Raw genomic sequence first — 18,393 nt, forward strand, 5'->3', positions numbered from 1 at the left:
AACGTCCGCCGCTTCGCCTTCGGCTCGACCTCCGGGTCAGGCCGCGGCCGCTCGGGCTCGTCATCCACCCGACCATCATCGACCAGGCCCCGCCCGGCCGTCAGCACCATCGCCACGATCANCCCCNCCCTNCCCGCCATACCTAGCCTAGACTGACGATGACCTCTGTCTCACATCATCTTGGCAGGTAGGGCACGGTGATGGACGACCTCGCGGCAAGACCGGCCGCCTCCCTCGCGGCAAGACCGGCCGCCTCCCTCGCGGCAGCCTCCCTCGCGGCCGCCTCCCTCGCGGCCGCCTCGGAGTGACGGACGGCGCACCGCAACTCATCGAGAGCTGAGGGCTGCATCTGGACGCCCGTCGGCGGGTATCCGTTCCTCCGAAGGGAGACCGCTTCCCCCGACGGGGGATTCCCGGCCGACCGCAGGAGGTGGATGAGGTGGATCAGGTGACGCCGACCCCGAGCAACCTGAAGATCGTCGTGGTGGGAGCCACGGGGAATGTCGGCACGAGCGTGCTGGCAGCCCTCGGCCGGTCGGCCGAGGTCGGCTCCCTGGTCGGGGTGTCCCGCCGCACCCCGACATGGACGGCGCCGAAGACCCGGTGGGCACAGGCCGATGTCGTCACGGACGACCTCGCCCCGCTGTTCCAGGGCGCCGACGTCGTGATCCACCTGGCCTGGTTGTTCCAACCCACCCACAACCCCTTGACCACATGGCGGACCAACGTCCTGGGATCCATCCGCGTGTTCGAGGCCGTTGCCCGAGCCGGCGTGCCCGCGCTGGTGCATGCCTCGTCGGTCGGCGCCTACTCGCCCGCCGCCCGGGAAGGCATCGTTGACGAGGGATGGCCGACCCACGGCTGGCCCGAGGCCGCCTACACCCGGGAGAAGGCGTATCTGGAGCGGGTCCTCGACACCTTCGAACGTGACTATCCGGGCATCCGGGTGGTACGGCTGCGGCCCGGGTTCATCTTCAAGCGGGAGGCCGCCAGCCAGCAACGGCGCCTGCTCGCCGGGCCGTTGCTACCCGGCCGGGTGGTACGGCCGGCAGCGGCGCCCACGCACCCCGCGACGGTCCCCGTGCTGCCGGATCTGCCGGGGCTACGCTTCCAGGTGGTGCACTCCTCCGACGTCGCGGACGCCTACCGGTTGGCGGCCCTGACCGGGGCCCGCGGCGCCTTCAACATCGCGGCCGACCCGGTGGTCGACGTACCCCTGCTCGCCGACATCCTCAATGCGAGAATCATCCGGATGCCGGCCGGCCTGGCCCGGGGCGCTCTGGCTACCGCCTGGCACCTGCATCTGGTGCCCGCCTCCCCGCAGCTCTTCGACGCCGTCCTGCATCTACCGATCATGGACACCACCCGGGCCCGGACGGAGCTCGGCTGGTCGCCCCGCCACGACGCCCGCGCCGCGATCGGCAGCTTCCTCACCGGCCTGCGCGAGGGCGCGGGCCTGCCCACACCCCCGCTCACGCCAAGCACCGCGCGGAGCCGGTGGGAAGAGGTCCGCACCGGCATGGGGCAGCGGGCCTGACGCGGGGCGCTACCCCTGTCGTAGGGGTTGACGGCCTGTTGGCGGTGGTCACGGTCGTGCGGCGACTGTGTGAGGCCCGGGCCGAGGTGGGCGAAGGAGGTATGTGGTGTCCGCAGAGGCTGCCGTGCCCCCCAGAGCCAGGAAGCACCGGCGAGCGTGCCGTCTTGGGAGGCGTTCCCGGAGGTGAACCGGGTGGTCGTCGGGCGTCTGCTGGGGGATGTGGACGGTGTCCACAACCCGGCCGAGTACAACGACCGCGTGCTCCTTGTACTCCTCGGTGAATCTGCGGCGTGTCGCGCCCATCGCTCGCTCTCCCGACGGATCGGACAGCTAATCCGGGTGTCCACCGAAGCGGGAACGGTCCAGGCGTCGCTCATCCACCGAATCCGGACGACAGACAGGGCAGGCCACAGTTGGGCGCCGTCGCGGTGGGGGCGTGGCGGGAAGCATCAGCTGTTACGCGCGGCCTCCGGGCCCGTGATCCACTTAAGCAGTGGCAGGGTCGAGGTGATGATTCCCAGCGCCGCGGCCAGACCGAGGACGACGAGCGTGTAGTACGCCTCGCCTGGCAAGATCAGATCGCATTTCATCTGGGATTTCAGGAACATGGCCGCCGCCGCGAAGCCTGTCCCGATCGCGAGGGCGGCTCCTGCCAGCAGCGGCAGCGCGCTTTCCAGGCCGATGACTCGCTGCAACAGCCGTAGGGGCGCCCCGGTGAGCCGCAGGATCGCGAAGGGGCGCCTGCGTTCGGACAGGCCCGCGACGATGCTGACGGCGAGGCTGGCGCCCGCGATCGGCAGGGTGGTCAGCAGCACCACGTTGGCCAGCTGGCGCCAGCTGGCCAACTCCCGTTGCTGCTGGGAGCCCCAGTCGTTGACCGTGCGGGCCATGTAGTTCGGGTAGGTCCTGGTCAGCAGGGTCCGGCTCTGCTCCATGGCCGCCGTCGACCCGTCGGTAGTCACGTAGAGCATCTGTACGGGCAGTGTGGCGGCCTGCTCCCGGGAGATCGCGGCGGAGGGCCACTGCCGGGTGCTGTTCGACTGGACGTCGAGGAACGTGAAGAGCGGGACGGCCGCGACGGCCGCCCCGGGTGGGCAGCGGCCGATGACCGGAATTTGCACCAGGTCGGTGCAGACCACCAGGCCGGGCGCCCATGGCCGGGGATCCGCCGGGTCCATTCCGATCCTGTGGGGGTTGGCGTGGACGATGCCGAGGCCCCGGAAGCCCGGGACTGCCCGGATGTCCGCGAGGAGCCGGTCCGGCACGGCGCCTGTCATCGGCGGGTCACCGGGCTGCGCACCGTCCACTACCGCGACCCGGGTCTGCGGATCACCGCTGAGCACCCCGCGGTTGTGGTTGATGGTTCCGATGACACTGACCGTCGCCGTGGTGACGAACAGGGCCAGGACCAGTCCGCTGACCGAACGGAAACCAGCCTTCGGGTCGTCCGCGAGCCGGCGCGCCGCGATCAGAGTCGCCGGACGGCTGGTACGCCGTGCGACTACCCGGGCGGCGGCCATGGTGAGCCACGGCCCCGCGATCACCAGGCCCAGCATCACCAGCAGGAAGCCGCCGAGGTAGGCCGCTGTCTGACCGTTGGTGGTCGCCGGGCGGCGATCGACGAAGAAGGCAAGTTCCCCGAGACCGGCCAGCAACGGGACCGGCCGCCAGGCCCGGGGCGGACGTGGGGTCACCCGGCGGGTCACGCCCAGCGGGGAGATGATGACCCGGCGCAGCGCGATACGAGCCGCGATCGCCGCTGCCACCGGGACACCCAGGGCGACCCCCAGCGCCTGGGACGCGGTGAGAGTCAGATCCTCGGCGAAGAAGCGGCTGCCGGTGAACGGCACGGTGGCGAGTACCGGGCGCAGCGCGAGGTAGAGGCCGAAGCCGGCGGCTGTGCCAGCGGCGGCTGCCAGTGCGGACTCGACCGCTGCGATCAACGAGATCTGCCCGGGAGTGGCGCCGACAAGTCGCATCGCGGCGTAACGCTGCTCCCGCGTCGCGGCGGACAGGCGGGTCGCAGTCCCGACGAAGATCAGAACCGGGAAGATCAGCGCGGCGGCCACCACCGAGAGGATGAGGGTCATGGCGTCACCGCGCACGCCCTCGCCGAGACATGCATCGTCGCAGGCGGGCGGCAGCGTGCCGGCGATGGTGGTGACCGCTCGTGCCCCGGGCGCGGCCTTGACCTCGGCCGGGGTGCGGCCGATGACCGCCACCAGCGAGTCCGGAGAGGCAAGCGCGGCGTTACCGATCCTGCCGACCATCCGGCCCGGGATGCGGTCGCCCAGCTGGGCCGCCGGGGTCTCGCGCAGCAGCGTGGCAAACGCCGGCGAGACGTAGTACTCACCGGGAGCCGGAAGCCTGCGCAGACCCGGCGGGACGGGTGAGGTCGGCCCGGTGGCTGCGACGTCCACCTCGATGAGCGACCTGCCGTCGTAGAAGTCGCGGTGGGCCCGCCACCACAGCGGGTCCACCGAGGCCGTCTCGGTCCGACTGGAAGCGCCGGTATTGTACCAGAGTTGCCGGGCATTCGACCGGTCGACGGCGCCCAGGCTGGCGAGCGTGGACAGCAGCAGCCCCACGCCGATGGCGACGGCAGCGATGATCATCACAAGCCGGGCGAGGGCGTGGCGGCCGCCACTGACGGCGAGGCGGAACGCGAAAGGGATCACGGGGCGATCCGTTCGGCCGCGAATGTGCTGGCCCTGCCGTCCCGGACGACGGCCTCCCGGTCGGCGTAGGCGGCGACCCGGGGCTCGTGGGTGACCAGGATGACGGTCGTGCCCTGCTCGCGGGCCGTACCCACCAACAGTTCCATCACCTGTTCGCCGGTGAGCGAGTCGAGTGCGCCGGTCGGCTCGTCGGCGAAGAGCACCTGGGGCCGGGCGACCAGGCCACGGGCGAGCGCGATGCGCTGCGCCTGGCCTCCCGACAGTTCGCCGGAACGGCGCCGCTGCATGCCGTCCAAGCCGAGCCGGGCGAACCAGGGCCGGGCCTGGGCGAGTGCTCCTGCCCGGCTGGTGCCGCCGAACAGCAATGGCAGAGCGACGTTCTCCTCGGCGGTCAGCTCGGGGACGAGCTGACCGAACTGGAAGACGAAGCCGAAGGTACGCCGGCGCAGTTCGCTGCGCCGGGCCTCGTTCATGGTGTCGATTCGTCGGCCGTTGAAGTGCACCTCCCCCGAGTCGGGGGTGAGGATGCCGGCCAGACAGTGCAGCAAGGTGGACTTGCCGGAACCGCTCGGGCCCATGATGGCGAGCACCTCGCCGGCATCGACGGTCAGGCTGGCGCCACGCAGGGCAGGGGTCTCACCGAAAGTGAGCGCGAGATCGCGGGCCTCGATCAGGACGGTCATGAGCGCACCACCTCGGCGATCGCGCCCAGCCGAGCCGTGGTCAGGTCGATCCAGCGCAGATCGGCTTCCAGATGGAACAGTCCGTAGTCGGCGAGCAACGCGTCGACGAGCGGGCCGGTACGCCGTAGCTCGGTCAGCTCGCGCATCCGCCGCAGGTGGGCAGCGCGCTGCGCGTCGAGGTACTGCTGGGCGTCGCGGCCGAGCATCAGCGCCAGCACGACCTTGGTGAACAGCACCGTCCGCAGGGAGGGTTCGGGCGCCACCGGCTCGGTCAGCCAGCTCTCGAACTCCGTCGCCCCTGCCTCGGTGATGACGTAGCGCTTGCGGTCGGGCCCGTCGCCGGGCTCCGCCTCGCCGACCATGACCTTGCCGTCGCGCGCCAACCGGCCGAGCGTGGCGTACACCTGCCCGAACGGCAGTGGCTTGCCTCGGCCGAAGAACTCGTCGTAGACGCGCTTGAGGTCATAGCCGTGACTCGGCTCCCGCTCCAACAGCCCCAGCAGGGTCAAAGGAACACTCACGAGGGCACTGTACGCTAGGAATATACTTCAAGTGTATACCTCGCGAGGATGCGGCGGTGGCCCGCGGCGAAGCGGACACCGGCATCGCTACAGAGGTGCAGGACGGGATGAAGTCGCCGGTGTGACCGGGGTCAGGTTCCCATCGTCGCCCGGCAGGCAGCCGCGTAGCCGCCAGTAGCGGGTCAGCAGCTCCGTAGTCGGCTCCGCTACGTCATCGCAATCTTTGGTGATCTCCGGACGTAGCGCGCCGCGGACAGATGGAGTTCCCAGACCGTGCCACCACCGCCGATGACGCCATGATCCCACCGCCCTGCCACCGGATCGCGCCCGCAAGGTCCCGGAGGCTCACCCAGGAGACCCACGCCCCGGCTACACCACCTGACCACCCCGGGCCAGCTCCACGCCGGCCGGACGGGGGGCTCGGGGGGTCGCCCCCCGGAAAACATCGCGGCCCGCCGGGAAGCCGACCAAAGGTCGGCAACCACGACGGGCCAGCTTGTGGACCTCCTCCGGAGATACTCCAACCCCTCTTGTGGGTACCTCCGCGATCTTCGGACCCTCTGCACCGTCCTGGACGAGGTCGACGAAGGCCCTCAGCCCGGCTTGCCGGGCAACACCGGCCGCGGGCGTCGTCCCACCGTGCGCAAGGTCACAGAGCGACTCTCCCCCGCTGACATTCAGGCTCTGATCGATCTCTACCGGGCGGGCACGACCGCCCAAGCGCTCGCGGAGAAGTTCTCGATCGGCCCGACCTCCGTGAAGGTCCTGCTGCGCGAGCGGGGCGTACGACGAGGCGGCACCTCACCAACAGCAACCTGACCCGGCCGCGGAAGCCCGGCTGCCCTCGTGGCGGCCGGGCTTTCTGCTGCACCAGCAAGGTTAACTAAACAGGAACCACACCCATGGAACACGCACCATCACACGAAAGGATCATCAACCAGGGAGACGTCCCACCCGCCGAGCAGTCGCACGACGAGCGCCTGATCAACCGAGGCATCGAGGCCGCCGCCCAGGAGAAGCGGCCCATCGACGACCACACCGCGCGCTACATCGCCGGACAGCTCCACGGTGGTCAGGCCAGCGCCCTCTACAGCCTGGCCAGCACCGGCAACATCATCGAGGACACCGTCTACCACGAGCTGTACGAAGACCTCGAATCCCACACGCCGGAGGTCGCCTCCTGGGTCGAAGCGCTGCGAACCTACTGCCAGGCCCGGCCCGACAAGGGTCCGGTGACCGGCTGGGCCGAGCACGCCGCTCTCCTTGACCGCATCGAGGCCACGCGGGAGCGCACGCGGATGCTCGGCGGGATCGCCGTCGCGCCGGAACTGGCCGAGGCCGACGAGACGTCCAGGAAAGATCATTTCCTGCATCCAGACCGGCTGAACGAACTGTTCGGCGAACCGCCGGACGAGGAGATCGGCCGGGCCGAGGAGCTGGGCTGGTTCGGCCTGATCGTCGACCACGGCACCGGCGGCGGCACGATCATCTCCCAGGACGAGCAGGGCTTTCGGTACGTCTGGGAGACGGAGGACGGTGAAGCCCTCGACCAGCGGTGGGAGGCCGTCCTCCGGGAGTACCGACGCTACGAAGACGCTCTTGTCCAGCTCGAACGACACGAGCAGGACGACCGGTGCGAACGGGTCGGCTACGCCTGCCCGGAGTGCGAAGAGCAGATCATCGAGCACCCGGTCGGGCTCGACGAGTCCACCTGGACGCACCAGGACGGCGGGCCGCTGTGCCCGGTCGTCGGAGACGGCGGCTACCAGCCGGCGCAACCAGGCGTCTGGCGGGACGGCGAGATCGTGCCCCTGGCTGAGCAAGCTGACGGGGACGACGCCCATGGTGACGGACCCCGCGTCTACGTGGCCAGCCTCGCCGACTACACCAACGGCGAGCTACACGGCCGCTGGATTGCCGCTGATCATGATGTCGAAGACCTGGAGGGCGCCGTTGCCCGCATCCTGGCGACCTCACCAGCCCGGCGGCACGGCGAGGCGGCCGAGGAATGGGCCATCCACGACTACGAGGGCTTCGATGAGGAGGTCACGTCCACGCTGGGCGAGGGCCGTCGCTACGACCGTTTGACCCCGCCACCGTTCAATCTTGGTGCAGGGTCCCGAAATCACTGTCCGCCCAGTCGCCAAGCGGCTCCTGACCAGGGACGATGCCCAGTGAGTCTCCGATCGACAACATCATCCACCGAGCCGAACATGTGTTCCGTGGCTCTGGTGGGTCCGGACACCGCGGTCCGTCTGGTGACCGCGATCATGGGCACGGTCGAGCTGGAATCCGGATGGGGACCGGTCGTCACTCAGCCGCCGGTGATTTCCTGACGCCAGGCGGAGAAGAAGTGGCGTAGCCGGTCGGCGGCCGGGCCGGGCAGCCCCAGGTCGTCGTCGGTGAACCGGCCGATGGTTCCGATCATGTCGGCGAACACCCGCAGGTCGAAGCCGCCATCCTGGGCCTGGGCGAGGTGGACGAGCTCCTCCTTGGCGAAGACGTTCACCAGGTCGTACACGTCGGTGAAATCACGCGCCTCGGCTCGGCCGAACAGAGCGAGGGTCTTGCGGGCCGCCAGGTCGTGGGCGCTGAGTGTCGGGCCGAGTTCGGTGAGGGTGGGTGGTTCGTCCGGCGGGCTGTCGACGCCAAGATCCACGATCAATACCTCACCATCTGTCTCGACGACAAGTCTGGCGAAGCTGTCCGTGAGCTGGACCCGCCGAACGGCCCAGCCCTGCGAAGCCGCTGCGCGTTCGAACGCCGCCGCCGTGTCGGGGATCGATGCCGTGGGCGGGAGGGCGGTGAACAGATCGACGTCGCGGGTTTCGCGGTCGACGAGATCACGCACGATGAGCGCGGCGCCGCCCGCGACCGCGAAGCCCGCGCTCTCGGGCAGCCCGAAGAAGATCCGCGCAACCGCCCGCTGCAACGATGTGATCATCTGAAGGCAGCCCGTTCCCAGGCGCGCCGGATCGGGGCGGGAAGGACGAGCTCCGGCCAGGCGTCGGCGAGCAGTGCCCCGTCGACGTAGGCGAGGATGTCATCCGCCGTCCCCTCTCGCAGGACGATCTCGTACAGCCTGTGGCGCTGTCGGCGGTCGGCGAGGTCGTAGGTCCGGTCGGGGTTGGACCAGTTCAGATGGACAGGCAGGCGCACCCGTGCCAACGCCTGCCGTATCGGGAGCCGAGGCAGCCGATCCGGCACGGTGAACGGTCGCCCCCGCCCGTCCACCACGACCTCGAACGAGGGCACCGGCACCGCGTCGAGCCGGAAGCCCGCCGCCGCCAGCAGACGCGTCGCGGTCTCCAACGTCGGTGACTTCACCCCGTGCTCATAGGCCGCCAACGTCGGCCGTGACGTGCCCGCCCGCCGCGCGAGCTCAGCCCCGGACAGGCCCGCCTCCAGCCGCGCGGATTCGATCAGTCGGCCTGTCAGCGAATCCGCCATGCCCCCTCCACTGCGACCCCCTCCGCTACGGTCCTCTCCATCACGACACCAAACGTATCCGATGAGATACGCTACCCGTCTTTCGGTCCGTCCGCCGGCTCATTCGGCGTGGACCGTCATAAGCCACGCCGCCAGGCGGCCCGACGCGCCCGGGAGATGGCCGAGTAGGCCGTCAGGTCGATGTCCGAAACCGGTGAGGAGGGCTCGCAGCTGCGGATCGCTGATCGCATCGGTCAACGCACGGGTGAGGCGGTCAGCGCCGAGTATCTGGATGTCCCGGGTGTGAAAGCGGCGCGGCGCAGGGTCGACAGGCTCAGCCAGACCCAGCCGGTTCGTGACGTCGGCGAGGTGACTGGCCGCGGCACACAGCGCCGCCTCACGCTCCCGCCACCGCATCGCGCGCAGCGCACGGTGAAGGTACCGACCGACCTGGCCGCCGAGGGCCAGCTGCGCGAACGCGGTCATCAGCCACTTGTTGTACGGGGCCCACCGGCATTCGAGCAGAAACCCGATCCGGGCAAGGTCACGGGCCACCCGGGCCGCAAGCACGCGCGAGCCAAGATCGTCGTCCCGGCCGCCGGCGCGGCCGACGAACGGCTCCTCCTGGCTGACCCGCAGCCAGCCGGCCGCCAGGACATAGCGCCAGACATCATCGGGATACCAGGCCAGCGCCCGGCGCCGCGCGGTAAGAAGAGCGAGCGGGTCATGCAGAACCACGCCGCCCGTGAGACTCGCCAGGATCTGCGTCGGCGCCAACAGCCAGTCCGCCAGACCCATCCCGTCGGCGGGGTCGACACCGAGTCGATCGACGAAGAACGCTCGCGTGGTCGTCACCTCCACCTGGTGGTGCGGCCGGCCGTCATGTCGGTCGCTGTCCGGATAGATGACCGGGAAACCCTCGAACCGAGCCGGCAGCCTCTCCAGCGTGACGTTGACCGGCTCGGTGTCAAAGCCCGGCGGGACGAACAACTGCACACGAGGGCCGAAATCGTGGTCCGGGGAGACCTCGTCATCGAAACCGAGCACCTCGGAACCCTCACCGAGCAACGCCGCGGCATGAGGCACACCCGGCACCAGCGGCCGAACCGCCAACAGATCGCGCCCGCGGGGTTCCCGGAGGCTCGCCCCAGGAGGCCCCGGCCTTGGCCCACCCGGACACCACCGAACAGCCGCCCACCAGATCCATGCCGGTCGCACGGGGGTCCGGGGGTCCCTCCCGGAAAACATCGCGGCCCGCCGGGAGGCTGACCAAAGGTCGGCAACCACGACGGGCCGGCTCGTGGAGGTGGCGGGAATCGAACCCGGTCCGGAGCAGGGTGGCGACGACCGAGTATGAGCGGACATGCCCCTCTACCAGCACGTTAGAACGTGCGTACGACCGCGTACGAGTGATCGAATCGCGTCGTGGATGGGAGTGGCACGCCTAGCCTTCGCCCAGCAGAGCACAGGGGCACCGACCGCTGGCGGCCGCTTTCACAGACCTGTGAGGGGTGACGGAGCGTCAATAGCGACCGGGATCCTGGAGCAACCGACGGACTCGGTACCGGGTAGATGAGATGGCGGCGTGGCTCCTGGACGGCCGACGGGGGCCGCCGCAGGGCCCCACCGCCCCCGCGGCGCCACGGCGGCCTGCCTGGTGAGCCAGCCAGCGTCGGGGTCGTCATCGTGAAGGCGGCCGCGGCGGTCAGGTCGTGGGCGGCGGCGAGCGCCAGGGCGCCGGCGGCCGTTGGGTCGGGCGGGCTGTCGGTGGCGCTGGTCGCCGCCTTCGGCGCGGCGGCGAGCACGCCCCGTTGGGCGCGGCCCGGGAACGCGACAGCGCCGGGAAATGCCCACCCAGCACCTCCCTGCGAATGGAGAGGCAGGGCGCCGTCCCCCGCCAGTCGGCGGGGGACGGCAGAGACCCTGCCCGTCCCGGGGAACTACATGTGGTGCTGCGTTGCCATGGTCACGATGACCGTGATGATCCAGACCACCAGCCTGACCAGCCGCTCCTGATCGGCCGTGATCCCGCGGGCCAGCCGGCTCCGGTGATGCGCCATTTCCGCCTCCTTCCGTTCTCTGGGTTCGGAGGACCGAGAGAACGGTCCGCACCCTGATACGGCGCTCGGTCCAGCCCAGATCACCGCCGCTGGCGCGGATCTCGTCTGGCTGCCGGGGTCGTGGGATGCGGGAAGCGTCCTATTCCTCCACCCATATACGTCGCCAGCGAGAGCCGAACCGTCCGCCGCGCCCCGGAGCAGTCAGTCCCTGACACTTGGACCTGATCATCTTTGATGGGCGCCGCTGATCGAGGTCGAGCTACTCACCGGATCCGCGCGGAGCTGGCGACGGCACGGGACGTCGGCGGCACGCGTCGGTCCGATCGCAGGGCGCGCTCGGTCCGCACAGTGGCGGGGCGCGATGTTGGCTCGGCGATCTGACCGGGGGCGGTGGCGACGATGTCGCGCGGGTCGAGGGCGGGTTCCTTGGCGATGCCCGGCGGGAACGATCATTCTTATGATCTCTCCCGGTGGGCGGCCTACGCTCACGGATGCAGGCTGTCGTTGGTCGCGAGAGGTGGGCGTGCGCTGTGTCTCAGGTGGCGAGGCTGGATCTGCGGTCGGGTTCTCATGACGAGGTCCTGGCGCGGGTCGAGCGGTCCCTCGGGGTGCGGCTGGACCGGGCGGCGGCGGTGCGCAAGCGGCGTTCGATCGGGCTGCCCAGCGACGCCGACACGTGGGTGCGTATCGAGGCGCGGCCGGTGTCGAAGGTGTCGGGGCAGGGCTGGAACGGGGCAGAGACCGTCGCCGCGCTGCCAGGAGTCGCGATGCCGGTCTGGCGTCAGGGCGTCTCGTGGGCTGAGCCCGAGGCGGGGTTGTTATGGCGGGCGGACGAGACCAGCTACGTCGTGGCCCGGCCGGTGAAGCCGGGTGGCATCCTCACCGTCGATCCGGGGCTGGGTGATGGCTGGTGGTCGACGCTGGCCGGGTCGCTGACCGCGCTCGCCGCCGCGGCCACGACCCGGGTCGTGACTCTGCACACCGTGCCGATCAGCCAGGCGCGGGTCAGCGCGACGATCGGCCGGGTCTTCGGCGACCAGCTCGACACGACGCTCGACCGGTGGGTGCCGGCGCATGCCGATCTGAACTGGGCGAACCTGACCGCGCCGGACTGTGTGCTGCTCGACTGGGAGGACTGGGGCCTGGCCCCGGCCGGTCTCGACGCGGCGAACCTGCTCGTCAACTCGCTCGCCATCCCGGCGCTGGCCGAACGGATCCGCGACACGTTCGCTGCCGAGCTCGGCAGCCGCACCGGCCGGATCGTGACCCTGTTCCTGTGCGCGGACATCGTCACCGCACCGGCCGACTACTCCGGCCCGCTCCTCGACCCGGCACGTGTGCTCGTCGACGAGCTCCTCAAGGCGCTTCAGGCCTGAGCGAGGGCCGCGCAGCGAGCAGCTGCCGGTAGCGGGTGATCTGCCCGCCGTCGACCTGGAGGTCGACGGCGGCCGCGAGCGCCCGCAGGTGCTCGCTGCTGGTCGAGCCGACGGCGACGCGGGTGACCTGGGGTAGCTCGAAAGCCAGCCGGAACACCGTAGGCACGGCTGCGGCCTGCTGGCCGGGCCGCAGGAACGCCCCGGGGTAGGCGGGATGGGTGGCGTCCCCCGCGAACGGGCTCATGACCCACCGTCCGGCTGGCGGCATTCCCAACCGGGCCATGGCGTGGTCCGCCGCTTCCAACCCCGGAAGGAGCGAAAGGTGGAGAGTCGGTTAGGCAGGGCGATCCGCGCGCTATGCGGGAGAGGCCGTGTCTCCGGCTAGCCGGACACGATAGCCTTCTGCCGTATCGCCGAAGTCACGCTCGTCATCGTCTCGGAAGCGCTTGTAGAACCACTCGGGTACCCGGGTGGTGTCCAGGCGGGTACGCAGGACGCCGTCCTGCACATCGCGGGCCGCGTTCCGTAGGCGGTGCCATTCGGTTTCGGGAACGGGCCCGGGGCATCCGTCACGCAGTTCGGCGTAGACAATCTTCGCGAGTCGGGTGCGTTCGCCGGCTACATTCCGTTGGCCCGACCAGATCTCGTAGGCCATTTGGTAGGCCGCCAGGGATGGGGCGAAAAAGCTAAGGAGGACGCCGAGAAATGTCGCCTTCGGAGCGACGAGGCCGACGATCACGCCGACAGCGGTCCAGAGAATCGCTGCGGTAGCGATGAAGTAACTATAGCGGTAGCGCAGGCGAGCGTCCCAGGCGAGGTTCTGTTCCTGCGCTATGAGGACGTCGTAAGGGTGGTGGACGTCGTTCGTGGGATCGTACCAGCCAGCGGTGATGCGCTTGTCCTTCGCACCACCTCGGCGGAGTTTGCGTGCCAGACGGCGGACGTCGGGTTCCGCGATTGGCTCGCCCGCGACCGTGGCGCGCCATGGAAGGTGAAACAGGGCGATGTCGAACATCTCCTGGAGCAGGGCGCCCTGGCGGGCGGTGTTCCCGGCGAGGCCCTTGAGCAAGAAGGCGGAAACGACGAACCAGAAGAACCCGACTATCGAGACGACAGTCCGACCGTGTCCGATGAGCGTAATCAGGACACCCGCAGTCGCGAGCACGACGGCTGCGCTGACACGTACAGCTTCCAGGCGTTGGCCGCGCTGGTGGCTTGCCGCCGCGGCGCGCTGGATGAGCATCATGTCGTCGTCGAATTGCCGCTCGTGGATGGCCCGAGGCGGTATCCCTTGGACGCCTCCGGGATCGGTCGAGAGGTTCATGGCCTAGTCATCCGGTCACCGAACAGCTTCTTCCACTGGTCGTAGGCGGCGCGTTCCTGGCCCTCGTCTTCTAGGTCGACCGCCGTCTCCGCGATGCGGCGAGCCCGGTCGAGTGCGTTCGCCGCAGCGAGTTTCTCGGTCGTGTTCATGACGGCGTTGACGTCTCCGCCCAGGCCGGCGGGGTCGGGCCACACGTCGCCGATGCGCTCGGCGGCGGTGCCCAGGAACAGCACGATCTCGTCCTGGTAGCGCCCGATCGGCAGTTTCACCAGGGACTGGGCCATGACCTCCAGTAGGAAGGAGGGCGACACGGGCTCGCCAAGCTCGCGGTTAATGCCCTTGATCATCTTGACAAGGGGCACGTAGTTGCCGCCACAGTCGGCGTTCTTGGCGATGCTCAGCTCGTGGTGGCGCTTGGGGTTGGTCGCGATCCAGTCGCCTGCTGAGGGGTTGGGGATGTAGTAGCCGCCGCCATTTCGCTTGAACGAGGGGACCACGTCGATCGACATGACCTCGTCGTTGGGGCCGTAGGGAATGACGACGGCCATGCCGTCGCGGGCAGCGGCGCTCCATTTCCGGCGGATAAGGGTCTCCAGGGCGTTGATGACCTCGATAGGTGCCTGGTCTCGGAAGCCGGCCTGGGGACCGTGGGCGTCGATGACGACAAAGATGTCGATGTCCTTGAGGCGCTTGGTCTTGGTATCACGCCGGTAGCTGCCGGTGAGGAAGTCGTCGGCGAGGGCCCAGTGTGTCCGGACGAAGTCGCGGATGGCCTCGTGCCGTGCCTTTGCCAGGTTCTGCTCGGTCTGGGTGATCTCCAGGTTGTGCCTGAGTTTGACGAATGCGTCGTCGACGTACCCCATGGGGCGTGTTCCTGCTCTCGGTGTCAGCTGAAGTAGTACCGCATGCCAGTCGAGGCGCGCGGGGCGGAGCCAAGCGTGCCGAAGGTGATGCTTTGCAGGCCGTCGGTGCTCGCACGCTGGCCGGGGCCCCACCCTGGCTGCGGGGTGTGGGGCGCGTTGAAGGTGCAGATCAACCGATGGGTGGTGCCCGTTGGCACCCGGTCGAACTTGGCGCGGAACCGTGCGGCGCGGGCTCGGGATGCGGTGAACTCGGCATTGCCGTTCCCGCCTGCGGTGTAGGACACCGGGAACTCGATCACCGGTGCGACTGTGCCCGACGGCTGGTGACACTCAAGGACGACCGTGTCGAGCGAGCCCTCCTCGATCCACGCTTTGATCGCGTCCTCGTTCTGCTTCCAGTCACGGCCGAACAAGGTCGTGTCGATTTTCAGGTCAGCGAGGATGTCGGTGATGGTGCCGAGAATGATGTCGGTCAGGTGCGTTGCGGTGTGGGCGCGGGTGTAGTTGTAGGTGATCGTGGAGGTCATCGTGCGGCCACGTCCCACCGAAGAGCTTCGAGGTCAACAAGCGGTCCGGCGTTCTCCGACTGCGCCTCCGACGGCGGGACGGCCGTGGATAGCCGAGGGTGCCTGTCCGCTGCGGCACTCACCTGCTGCTGAAGCGGGGTCGGAGACGGAAGGTAGATCGTGAATTCGGTGGCGCCTGCCGCGCCGGGAACGGCGTTGAGGTTCTCCTCCGCCGTCAGCGCCGCCGTGCCGGACACCGTCGTGATTTCGCAGTGCACCTTTCCGGCCACCAGTATGATCGCGTGCTTGTTCAGGTGACCTGCCGCGATCAGCATCCGCCCGACGGCCTCGGCGGCTGCCATCGCCTCCAACGCCTCGTCTCGAGACAGGGCGGGAGCCTGAGCCACGGTGTCCGCGACCAGGTTTGTGATCACTGTCCAGGTTCCGCTCGCGCTGCGGACAGGAGAGGCCGCCACCTCCCTAGAGCGCCGCACGGGACGCCTCCGGTCGGTCCGTGCCCGCGAGGGCGTCGCGGATCGCGGCCTCCAAGTCGTCCTCGGTCAACCTGCCGGGGTCCAGCACGGTGTCCAGCCGCTGAGCCAGCGCTTCGAAGACCGCCTTCCGCGCACGGCGGCCGTCCAGGCCCTGAGCCAGTTGCGCGACACGGTCCAGTACGGCCGAGCGTGCCAGTTCCCCCAGAGGCGGGTACTTGTGGGCGAGCGTGAACAACGTCGAGGCGAGGATCTCCCGTAGCGCCTGCGGCTCGGGGAGCGGGACGAGGATGGCGGCGTCGGAGCGGGAGAGGAACGCCTCGTCCAAGGCCGCGGTGAAGTTGCTGGTCGCGACGAAGAACAGGTGCGCGTGCATCGCGGCGTTGAGATCCAGGGCAGTGAGCACCGCGTCGGTGGCGCGGTGGACGTCAGCCGGGTTCGCGGCCAGCGACGCTGCCGATCGCGCGACCGCCATCGACTCGACCTCGTCGAGGATCACCACGGTCGGCATGCCGTCAGACGCGAGCGCCGGCACGTACTCGCCGAGCAGTTCGCTGACCCGCTGCTGCGACTGTCCGTGTTCGGCGCTCATGAGCCCATGCGGGTTGATCTCGATCCGTCGGACCTTGCGTCCCGGGATGTACCCGGCGATCCGCGCCGGCAGGCCCCGGGCAAGGGTGGTCTTGCCGGTACCCGGCGGGCCGTACAGCGTGCACAACCCGTGCAACGCGGTCACCGCGAACGGCAGGTCACGGCGCATGAGCAGCGACAACAGAGCCTGGTTACGGAGCCGCTCCTTGATCGTCGCTGGCACCACGATGGCCTCCCACAACGCGGACTCAGACGAGTCGGCGGCGACCACCTCGTCCGACAGCACACACTCCTGAACCTTCACCGGCTCAGCTCCAGATCTCTGCGCAGGGTTGGTTACCTCAGATATGAACATCATCTTCTCTACGACCGGTAGAGTACACGACGGCACGGGTGTCCAGTTCGGCACACACCACCCAGGCGTGTCATGCTGGAGCCGAGCCGATATGACCGGCGAGTAACCGAGGTCTGCCTAAGGCGCGAGTGGAGCACCAAGATCGAGAGCTGTGCGCTGATCGGCCGACGTCGACTGACGCGGAGACACCCGAGGTGAACGACCCGCAACTGAACCACGGAGACATCGCGGCTCTGTTCGATCGCACCAGGCTGCGGATGGCACGAGAACTCCGCGGGCTCACCCAGGTACAGCTGGCTCGGGACGCCGGCTCCGTGACGGCCGCCTCGGTCAGCCAGTTCGAGAACGGGCACACCAGGCCCGCCGCTTCCACGCTTGGCCGGCTCGCAGTCGCGTTGCGGGTACCGCCGTCGTTCTTCGCTGCGCCGACCCGTCCCCCTGCCCACGAACAGGCCGACGGGTTCTTCCGCAGCCTCCGATCGACCTCGCCCCGAGATCGCCAACAGGCGCTCGCCTACGTGCATCTCGCGCGTGAACTCACGCTGGAGCTCGACAAGCACGTGGCGCTGCCTGATCTCGATCTGCCACGCGTCATATTCGACGAAGAACGGCCACCTGATTCCGCCGACATCGAGCAGACGGCGGCCCACGTCCGTCATCACTGGGGCGTCGCACGTGGCCCAGTTCAAAATGTTGTACGACTACTAGAGGCAAACGGAATTGTTGTCGTGCGTTTTCGCGTCAGCATCGAAAAAGTCGATGCGTTCTGCGTCGACTTCCCTGACAGGCCCGTTGTCGCTCTCGGTTCGGACAAAGGTCTGCGGGACCGCTCCCGCTTCGATGCCGCCCACGAACTAGGCCACCTGGTCTTGCACGGCGCCACCGGACCGACAGGCGAGAAGGCCACCGAGCGCCAAGCCCACGAGTTCGCGGCCGCGTTTCTTATGCCAGCCGATGACATCAAGTCCGAGCTTCCAGACTCGCTCGACTGGCCTGCCTTTATGCGCCTGAAGACAAAATGGCACGTATCGCTAGCTGCGCTCCTGGTCAGAGCTAAGACACTCGGTGTTATGAATGAACACACCTACGCGCAGGGTTGGAAAACCCTGTCTGCCCGAGGATGGCGGAGAGTGGAGCCAGGTCCCCTCGGGAATCCTGAGGCTCCGGTACTCCTACAACGCGCACTGGAACTTATGGATACGACTGGTGTCTCGTTCGCCGAGTTCATCAATCGCTCCGGACTCCCAGAATCGGATGTCCGGATTCTCCTTAGTCGAGATTTCGGGGAACGTCCCCGCGTGGAGTTCTAGAATTCCTTCGCTATAGGACGGTGTCGCTCTGCAGTCTGCCCGCGACGGCGTAGAGGACAGGGGCGGTTGCAGTCCCCGGGTACTCCAACGCGCCCCGGCCAGCCGGCGCGAGCTGTCGCGGCCACCAGGGCCGCGCAGAGCGTGCACCAGGGGGTGATGACGCCCGTTGGATGGCCACCCCACTCACTCATTGACTTCAGCGCTGTGGGCTGAATCGTCGTTCATACCCGTCTGACTCCGGTTCAGCGGGCCGCCTGGCGCTGCTGCTCTCGCGAGGGCCGAGGCCTTGCGGGTCCAGCCAGTCCGGCTGTCAGCGGACCTGACCGAGCAGGCGATGGTGCGGCGGAGTGCCTGGCGAAGGTGGCCGCAGCCGCAGCTGCGGCGCGGGCCTGCTCATGCTGGCCGGCCGCCTCGCGCCAGACGACGATGGCGGCGGCCAGGTCAGCGAGGGCGGCGAGTAGCCGCAGCCAGTCGGCGTCGCGGTCGTCGTGGTGGAGGCGGCCGAGGCCGTTCAGGTCGCGGGCGGCCGCGCGTAGTGCCCGGGAGAGTGGTGTCGCCGGTGCGGGCCGGTGCCAGGGGGTGCGGCCGGCGCGGGTGAGCTGTTCGGCGGCGGTGGTGAGCGGGCCGGGGCGGCCGTGCTCGCCGGCGCGGGCGGCGGCGGCCGCCAGG

At 69.1% G+C, this 18,393-nt stretch carries 17 protein-coding genes and 1 pseudogene; 5 read left to right on the forward strand and 13 right to left on the reverse strand.

The genetic code is table 11. The features are described 5' to 3' along the window. Window positions 1-448 precede the first annotated feature (448 nt). Window positions 449-1,537: an NAD-dependent epimerase/dehydratase family protein gene (locus BMG523DRAFT_RS19600; RefSeq protein ID WP_235463265.1), complete on the forward strand. Its 1,089-nt coding sequence runs from the start codon at window positions 449-451 to the stop codon at window positions 1,535-1,537. Window positions 1,538-1,986: 449 nt separating this feature from the next. Here the strand turns inward: BMG523DRAFT_RS19600 and BMG523DRAFT_RS19605 are convergent, their stop codons facing one another. Genes BMG523DRAFT_RS19605 through BMG523DRAFT_RS19615 form a run of 3 tightly spaced genes read right to left on the reverse strand, consistent with a single transcriptional unit; the run spans window position 1,987 to window position 5,419 of the window. Beyond that, the gene (locus BMG523DRAFT_RS19605) at window positions 1,987-4,215 is read right to left on the reverse strand and encodes an FtsX-like permease family protein (RefSeq protein WP_043591923.1); all 2,229 of its coding nucleotides are present in this window, start codon (window positions 4,213-4,215) and stop codon (window positions 1,987-1,989) included. Further along, window positions 4,212-4,898: an ABC transporter ATP-binding protein gene (locus BMG523DRAFT_RS19610; protein WP_011435265.1), complete on the reverse strand. Its 687-nt coding sequence runs from the start codon at window positions 4,896-4,898 to the stop codon at window positions 4,212-4,214. The genes BMG523DRAFT_RS19605 and BMG523DRAFT_RS19610 overlap by 4 nt, the downstream gene beginning before the upstream one ends. Then, on the reverse strand, window positions 4,895-5,419 hold the full coding sequence (locus BMG523DRAFT_RS19615; protein ID WP_023841185.1) for a PadR family transcriptional regulator: 525 nt from the start codon (window positions 5,417-5,419) through the stop codon (window positions 4,895-4,897). Before BMG523DRAFT_RS19615 ends, BMG523DRAFT_RS19610 begins: the two co-directional genes overlap by 4 nt. Before the next feature lie 639 nt (window positions 5,420-6,058). Between BMG523DRAFT_RS19615 and BMG523DRAFT_RS24835 the strand changes: the two genes are divergently transcribed. Both BMG523DRAFT_RS24835 and BMG523DRAFT_RS26020 read left to right on the forward strand, forming a co-directional pair. Beyond that, window positions 6,059-6,238: a hypothetical protein gene (locus BMG523DRAFT_RS24835; RefSeq protein WP_133056946.1), complete on the forward strand. Its 180-nt coding sequence runs from the start codon at window positions 6,059-6,061 to the stop codon at window positions 6,236-6,238. Window positions 6,239-6,321: 83 nt separating this feature from the next. Continuing rightward, window positions 6,322-7,755, forward strand: a complete 1,434-nt coding sequence (locus tag BMG523DRAFT_RS26020; RefSeq protein ID WP_051623966.1) for an antirestriction protein ArdA — start codon at window positions 6,322-6,324, stop codon at window positions 7,753-7,755. Here BMG523DRAFT_RS26020 and BMG523DRAFT_RS19630 read toward each other — a convergent pair. The 3 genes from BMG523DRAFT_RS19630 to BMG523DRAFT_RS19640 all read right to left on the reverse strand — a co-directional run bounded on the left by BMG523DRAFT_RS19630 (window position 7,734) and on the right by BMG523DRAFT_RS19640 (window position 9,943). Further along, window positions 7,734-8,363 carry a nucleotidyl transferase AbiEii/AbiGii toxin family protein gene (locus BMG523DRAFT_RS19630; RefSeq protein ID WP_011435261.1) on the reverse strand — a complete coding sequence of 210 codons (630 nt, stop codon included), beginning with the start codon at window positions 8,361-8,363 and terminating at the stop codon, window positions 7,734-7,736. The two genes, BMG523DRAFT_RS26020 and BMG523DRAFT_RS19630, sit on opposite strands and share 22 nt — an antisense overlap. Beyond that, window positions 8,360-8,869: a helix-turn-helix transcriptional regulator gene (locus BMG523DRAFT_RS19635; RefSeq protein WP_023841182.1), complete on the reverse strand. Its 510-nt coding sequence runs from the start codon at window positions 8,867-8,869 to the stop codon at window positions 8,360-8,362. Before BMG523DRAFT_RS19635 ends, BMG523DRAFT_RS19630 begins: the two co-directional genes overlap by 4 nt. Window positions 8,870-8,968: 99 nt before the next feature. Further along, window positions 8,969-9,943 carry a DUF4037 domain-containing protein gene (locus BMG523DRAFT_RS19640; RefSeq protein ID WP_235186836.1) on the reverse strand — a complete coding sequence of 325 codons (975 nt, stop codon included), beginning with the start codon at window positions 9,941-9,943 and terminating at the stop codon, window positions 8,969-8,971. A 1,504-nt stretch (window positions 9,944-11,447) separates the two neighbouring features. On the opposite strand from BMG523DRAFT_RS19640, the gene BMG523DRAFT_RS19645 reads away from it, so the two are divergent. Beyond that, the gene (locus BMG523DRAFT_RS19645; RefSeq protein ID WP_232235093.1) at window positions 11,448-12,284 is read left to right on the forward strand and encodes a hypothetical protein; all 837 of its coding nucleotides are present in this window, start codon (window positions 11,448-11,450) and stop codon (window positions 12,282-12,284) included. Here BMG523DRAFT_RS19645 and BMG523DRAFT_RS19650 read toward each other — a convergent pair. The 6 genes from BMG523DRAFT_RS19650 to BMG523DRAFT_RS19675 all read right to left on the reverse strand — a co-directional run bounded on the left by BMG523DRAFT_RS19650 (window position 12,265) and on the right by BMG523DRAFT_RS19675 (window position 16,363). Continuing rightward, on the reverse strand, window positions 12,265-12,528 hold the full coding sequence (locus BMG523DRAFT_RS19650) for a hypothetical protein (RefSeq protein WP_043591926.1): 264 nt from the start codon (window positions 12,526-12,528) through the stop codon (window positions 12,265-12,267). The two genes, BMG523DRAFT_RS19645 and BMG523DRAFT_RS19650, sit on opposite strands and share 20 nt — an antisense overlap. A gap of 111 nt (window positions 12,529-12,639) precedes the next feature. Then, complete coding sequence (locus BMG523DRAFT_RS19655) at window positions 12,640-13,608, reverse strand: S-4TM family putative pore-forming effector (protein ID WP_043591928.1); 969 nt, start codon at window positions 13,606-13,608, stop codon at window positions 12,640-12,642. Beyond that, window positions 13,605-14,471 carry a CBASS oligonucleotide cyclase gene (locus BMG523DRAFT_RS19660; RefSeq protein ID WP_023842205.1) on the reverse strand — a complete coding sequence of 289 codons (867 nt, stop codon included), beginning with the start codon at window positions 14,469-14,471 and terminating at the stop codon, window positions 13,605-13,607. Before BMG523DRAFT_RS19660 ends, BMG523DRAFT_RS19655 begins: the two co-directional genes overlap by 4 nt. Window positions 14,472-14,494: 23 nt before the next feature. Then, window positions 14,495-14,998 (reverse strand): hypothetical protein, encoded by a 504-nt coding sequence (locus BMG523DRAFT_RS19665; RefSeq protein WP_023842206.1) that lies wholly within the window; start codon window positions 14,996-14,998, stop codon window positions 14,495-14,497. After that, the gene (locus tag BMG523DRAFT_RS19670; protein WP_198031052.1) at window positions 14,995-15,411 is read right to left on the reverse strand and encodes a hypothetical protein; all 417 of its coding nucleotides are present in this window, start codon (window positions 15,409-15,411) and stop codon (window positions 14,995-14,997) included. Before BMG523DRAFT_RS19670 ends, BMG523DRAFT_RS19665 begins: the two co-directional genes overlap by 4 nt. 46 nt (window positions 15,412-15,457) lie before the next feature. Further along, the gene (locus tag BMG523DRAFT_RS19675; RefSeq protein ID WP_043591930.1) at window positions 15,458-16,363 is read right to left on the reverse strand and encodes an AAA family ATPase; all 906 of its coding nucleotides are present in this window, start codon (window positions 16,361-16,363) and stop codon (window positions 15,458-15,460) included. Between the two features lie 245 nt (window positions 16,364-16,608). Between BMG523DRAFT_RS19675 and BMG523DRAFT_RS19680 the strand changes: the two genes are divergently transcribed. Then, entirely contained in the window at window positions 16,609-17,724 is a 1,116-nt protein-coding gene (locus BMG523DRAFT_RS19680; protein ID WP_023842209.1) for an ImmA/IrrE family metallo-endopeptidase, read from the forward strand. 242 nt (window positions 17,725-17,966) lie between these two features. Here BMG523DRAFT_RS19680 and BMG523DRAFT_RS25470 read toward each other — a convergent pair. Next, window positions 17,967-18,393, reverse strand: a pseudogene (locus BMG523DRAFT_RS25470) (hypothetical protein); the annotation flags it as partial.

Origin of the sequence: Frankia sp. BMG5.23 (assembly GCF_000685765.2) — a bacterium.
Taxonomy (GTDB): Bacteria; Actinomycetota; Actinomycetes; order Frankiales; family Frankiaceae; genus Frankia; species Frankia casuarinae.

Excerpts from the sequence above, each read along its gene's own strand:
- BMG523DRAFT_RS19610 (WP_011435265.1), bottom strand. The coding sequence starts at position 4,898 with ATGACCGTCCTGATCGAGGCCCGCGATCTCGCGCTCACTTTCGGTGAG.
- BMG523DRAFT_RS26020 (WP_051623966.1), top strand. The coding sequence starts at position 6,322 with ATGGAACACGCACCATCACACGAAAGGATCATCAACCAGGGAGACGTC.
- BMG523DRAFT_RS19630 (WP_011435261.1), bottom strand. The coding sequence starts at position 8,363 with ATGATCACATCGTTGCAGCGGGCGGTTGCGCGGATCTTCTTCGGGCTG.
- BMG523DRAFT_RS19635 (WP_023841182.1), bottom strand. The coding sequence starts at position 8,869 with ATGGCGGATTCGCTGACAGGCCGACTGATCGAATCCGCGCGGCTGGAG.
- BMG523DRAFT_RS19650 (WP_043591926.1), bottom strand. The coding sequence starts at position 12,528 with ATGAGCCCGTTCGCGGGGGACGCCACCCATCCCGCCTACCCCGGGGCG.
- BMG523DRAFT_RS19655 (WP_043591928.1), bottom strand. The coding sequence starts at position 13,608 with ATGAACCTCTCGACCGATCCCGGAGGCGTCCAAGGGATACCGCCTCGG.
- BMG523DRAFT_RS19660 (WP_023842205.1), bottom strand. The coding sequence starts at position 14,471 with ATGGGGTACGTCGACGACGCATTCGTCAAACTCAGGCACAACCTGGAG.
- BMG523DRAFT_RS19665 (WP_023842206.1), bottom strand. The coding sequence starts at position 14,998 with ATGACCTCCACGATCACCTACAACTACACCCGCGCCCACACCGCAACG.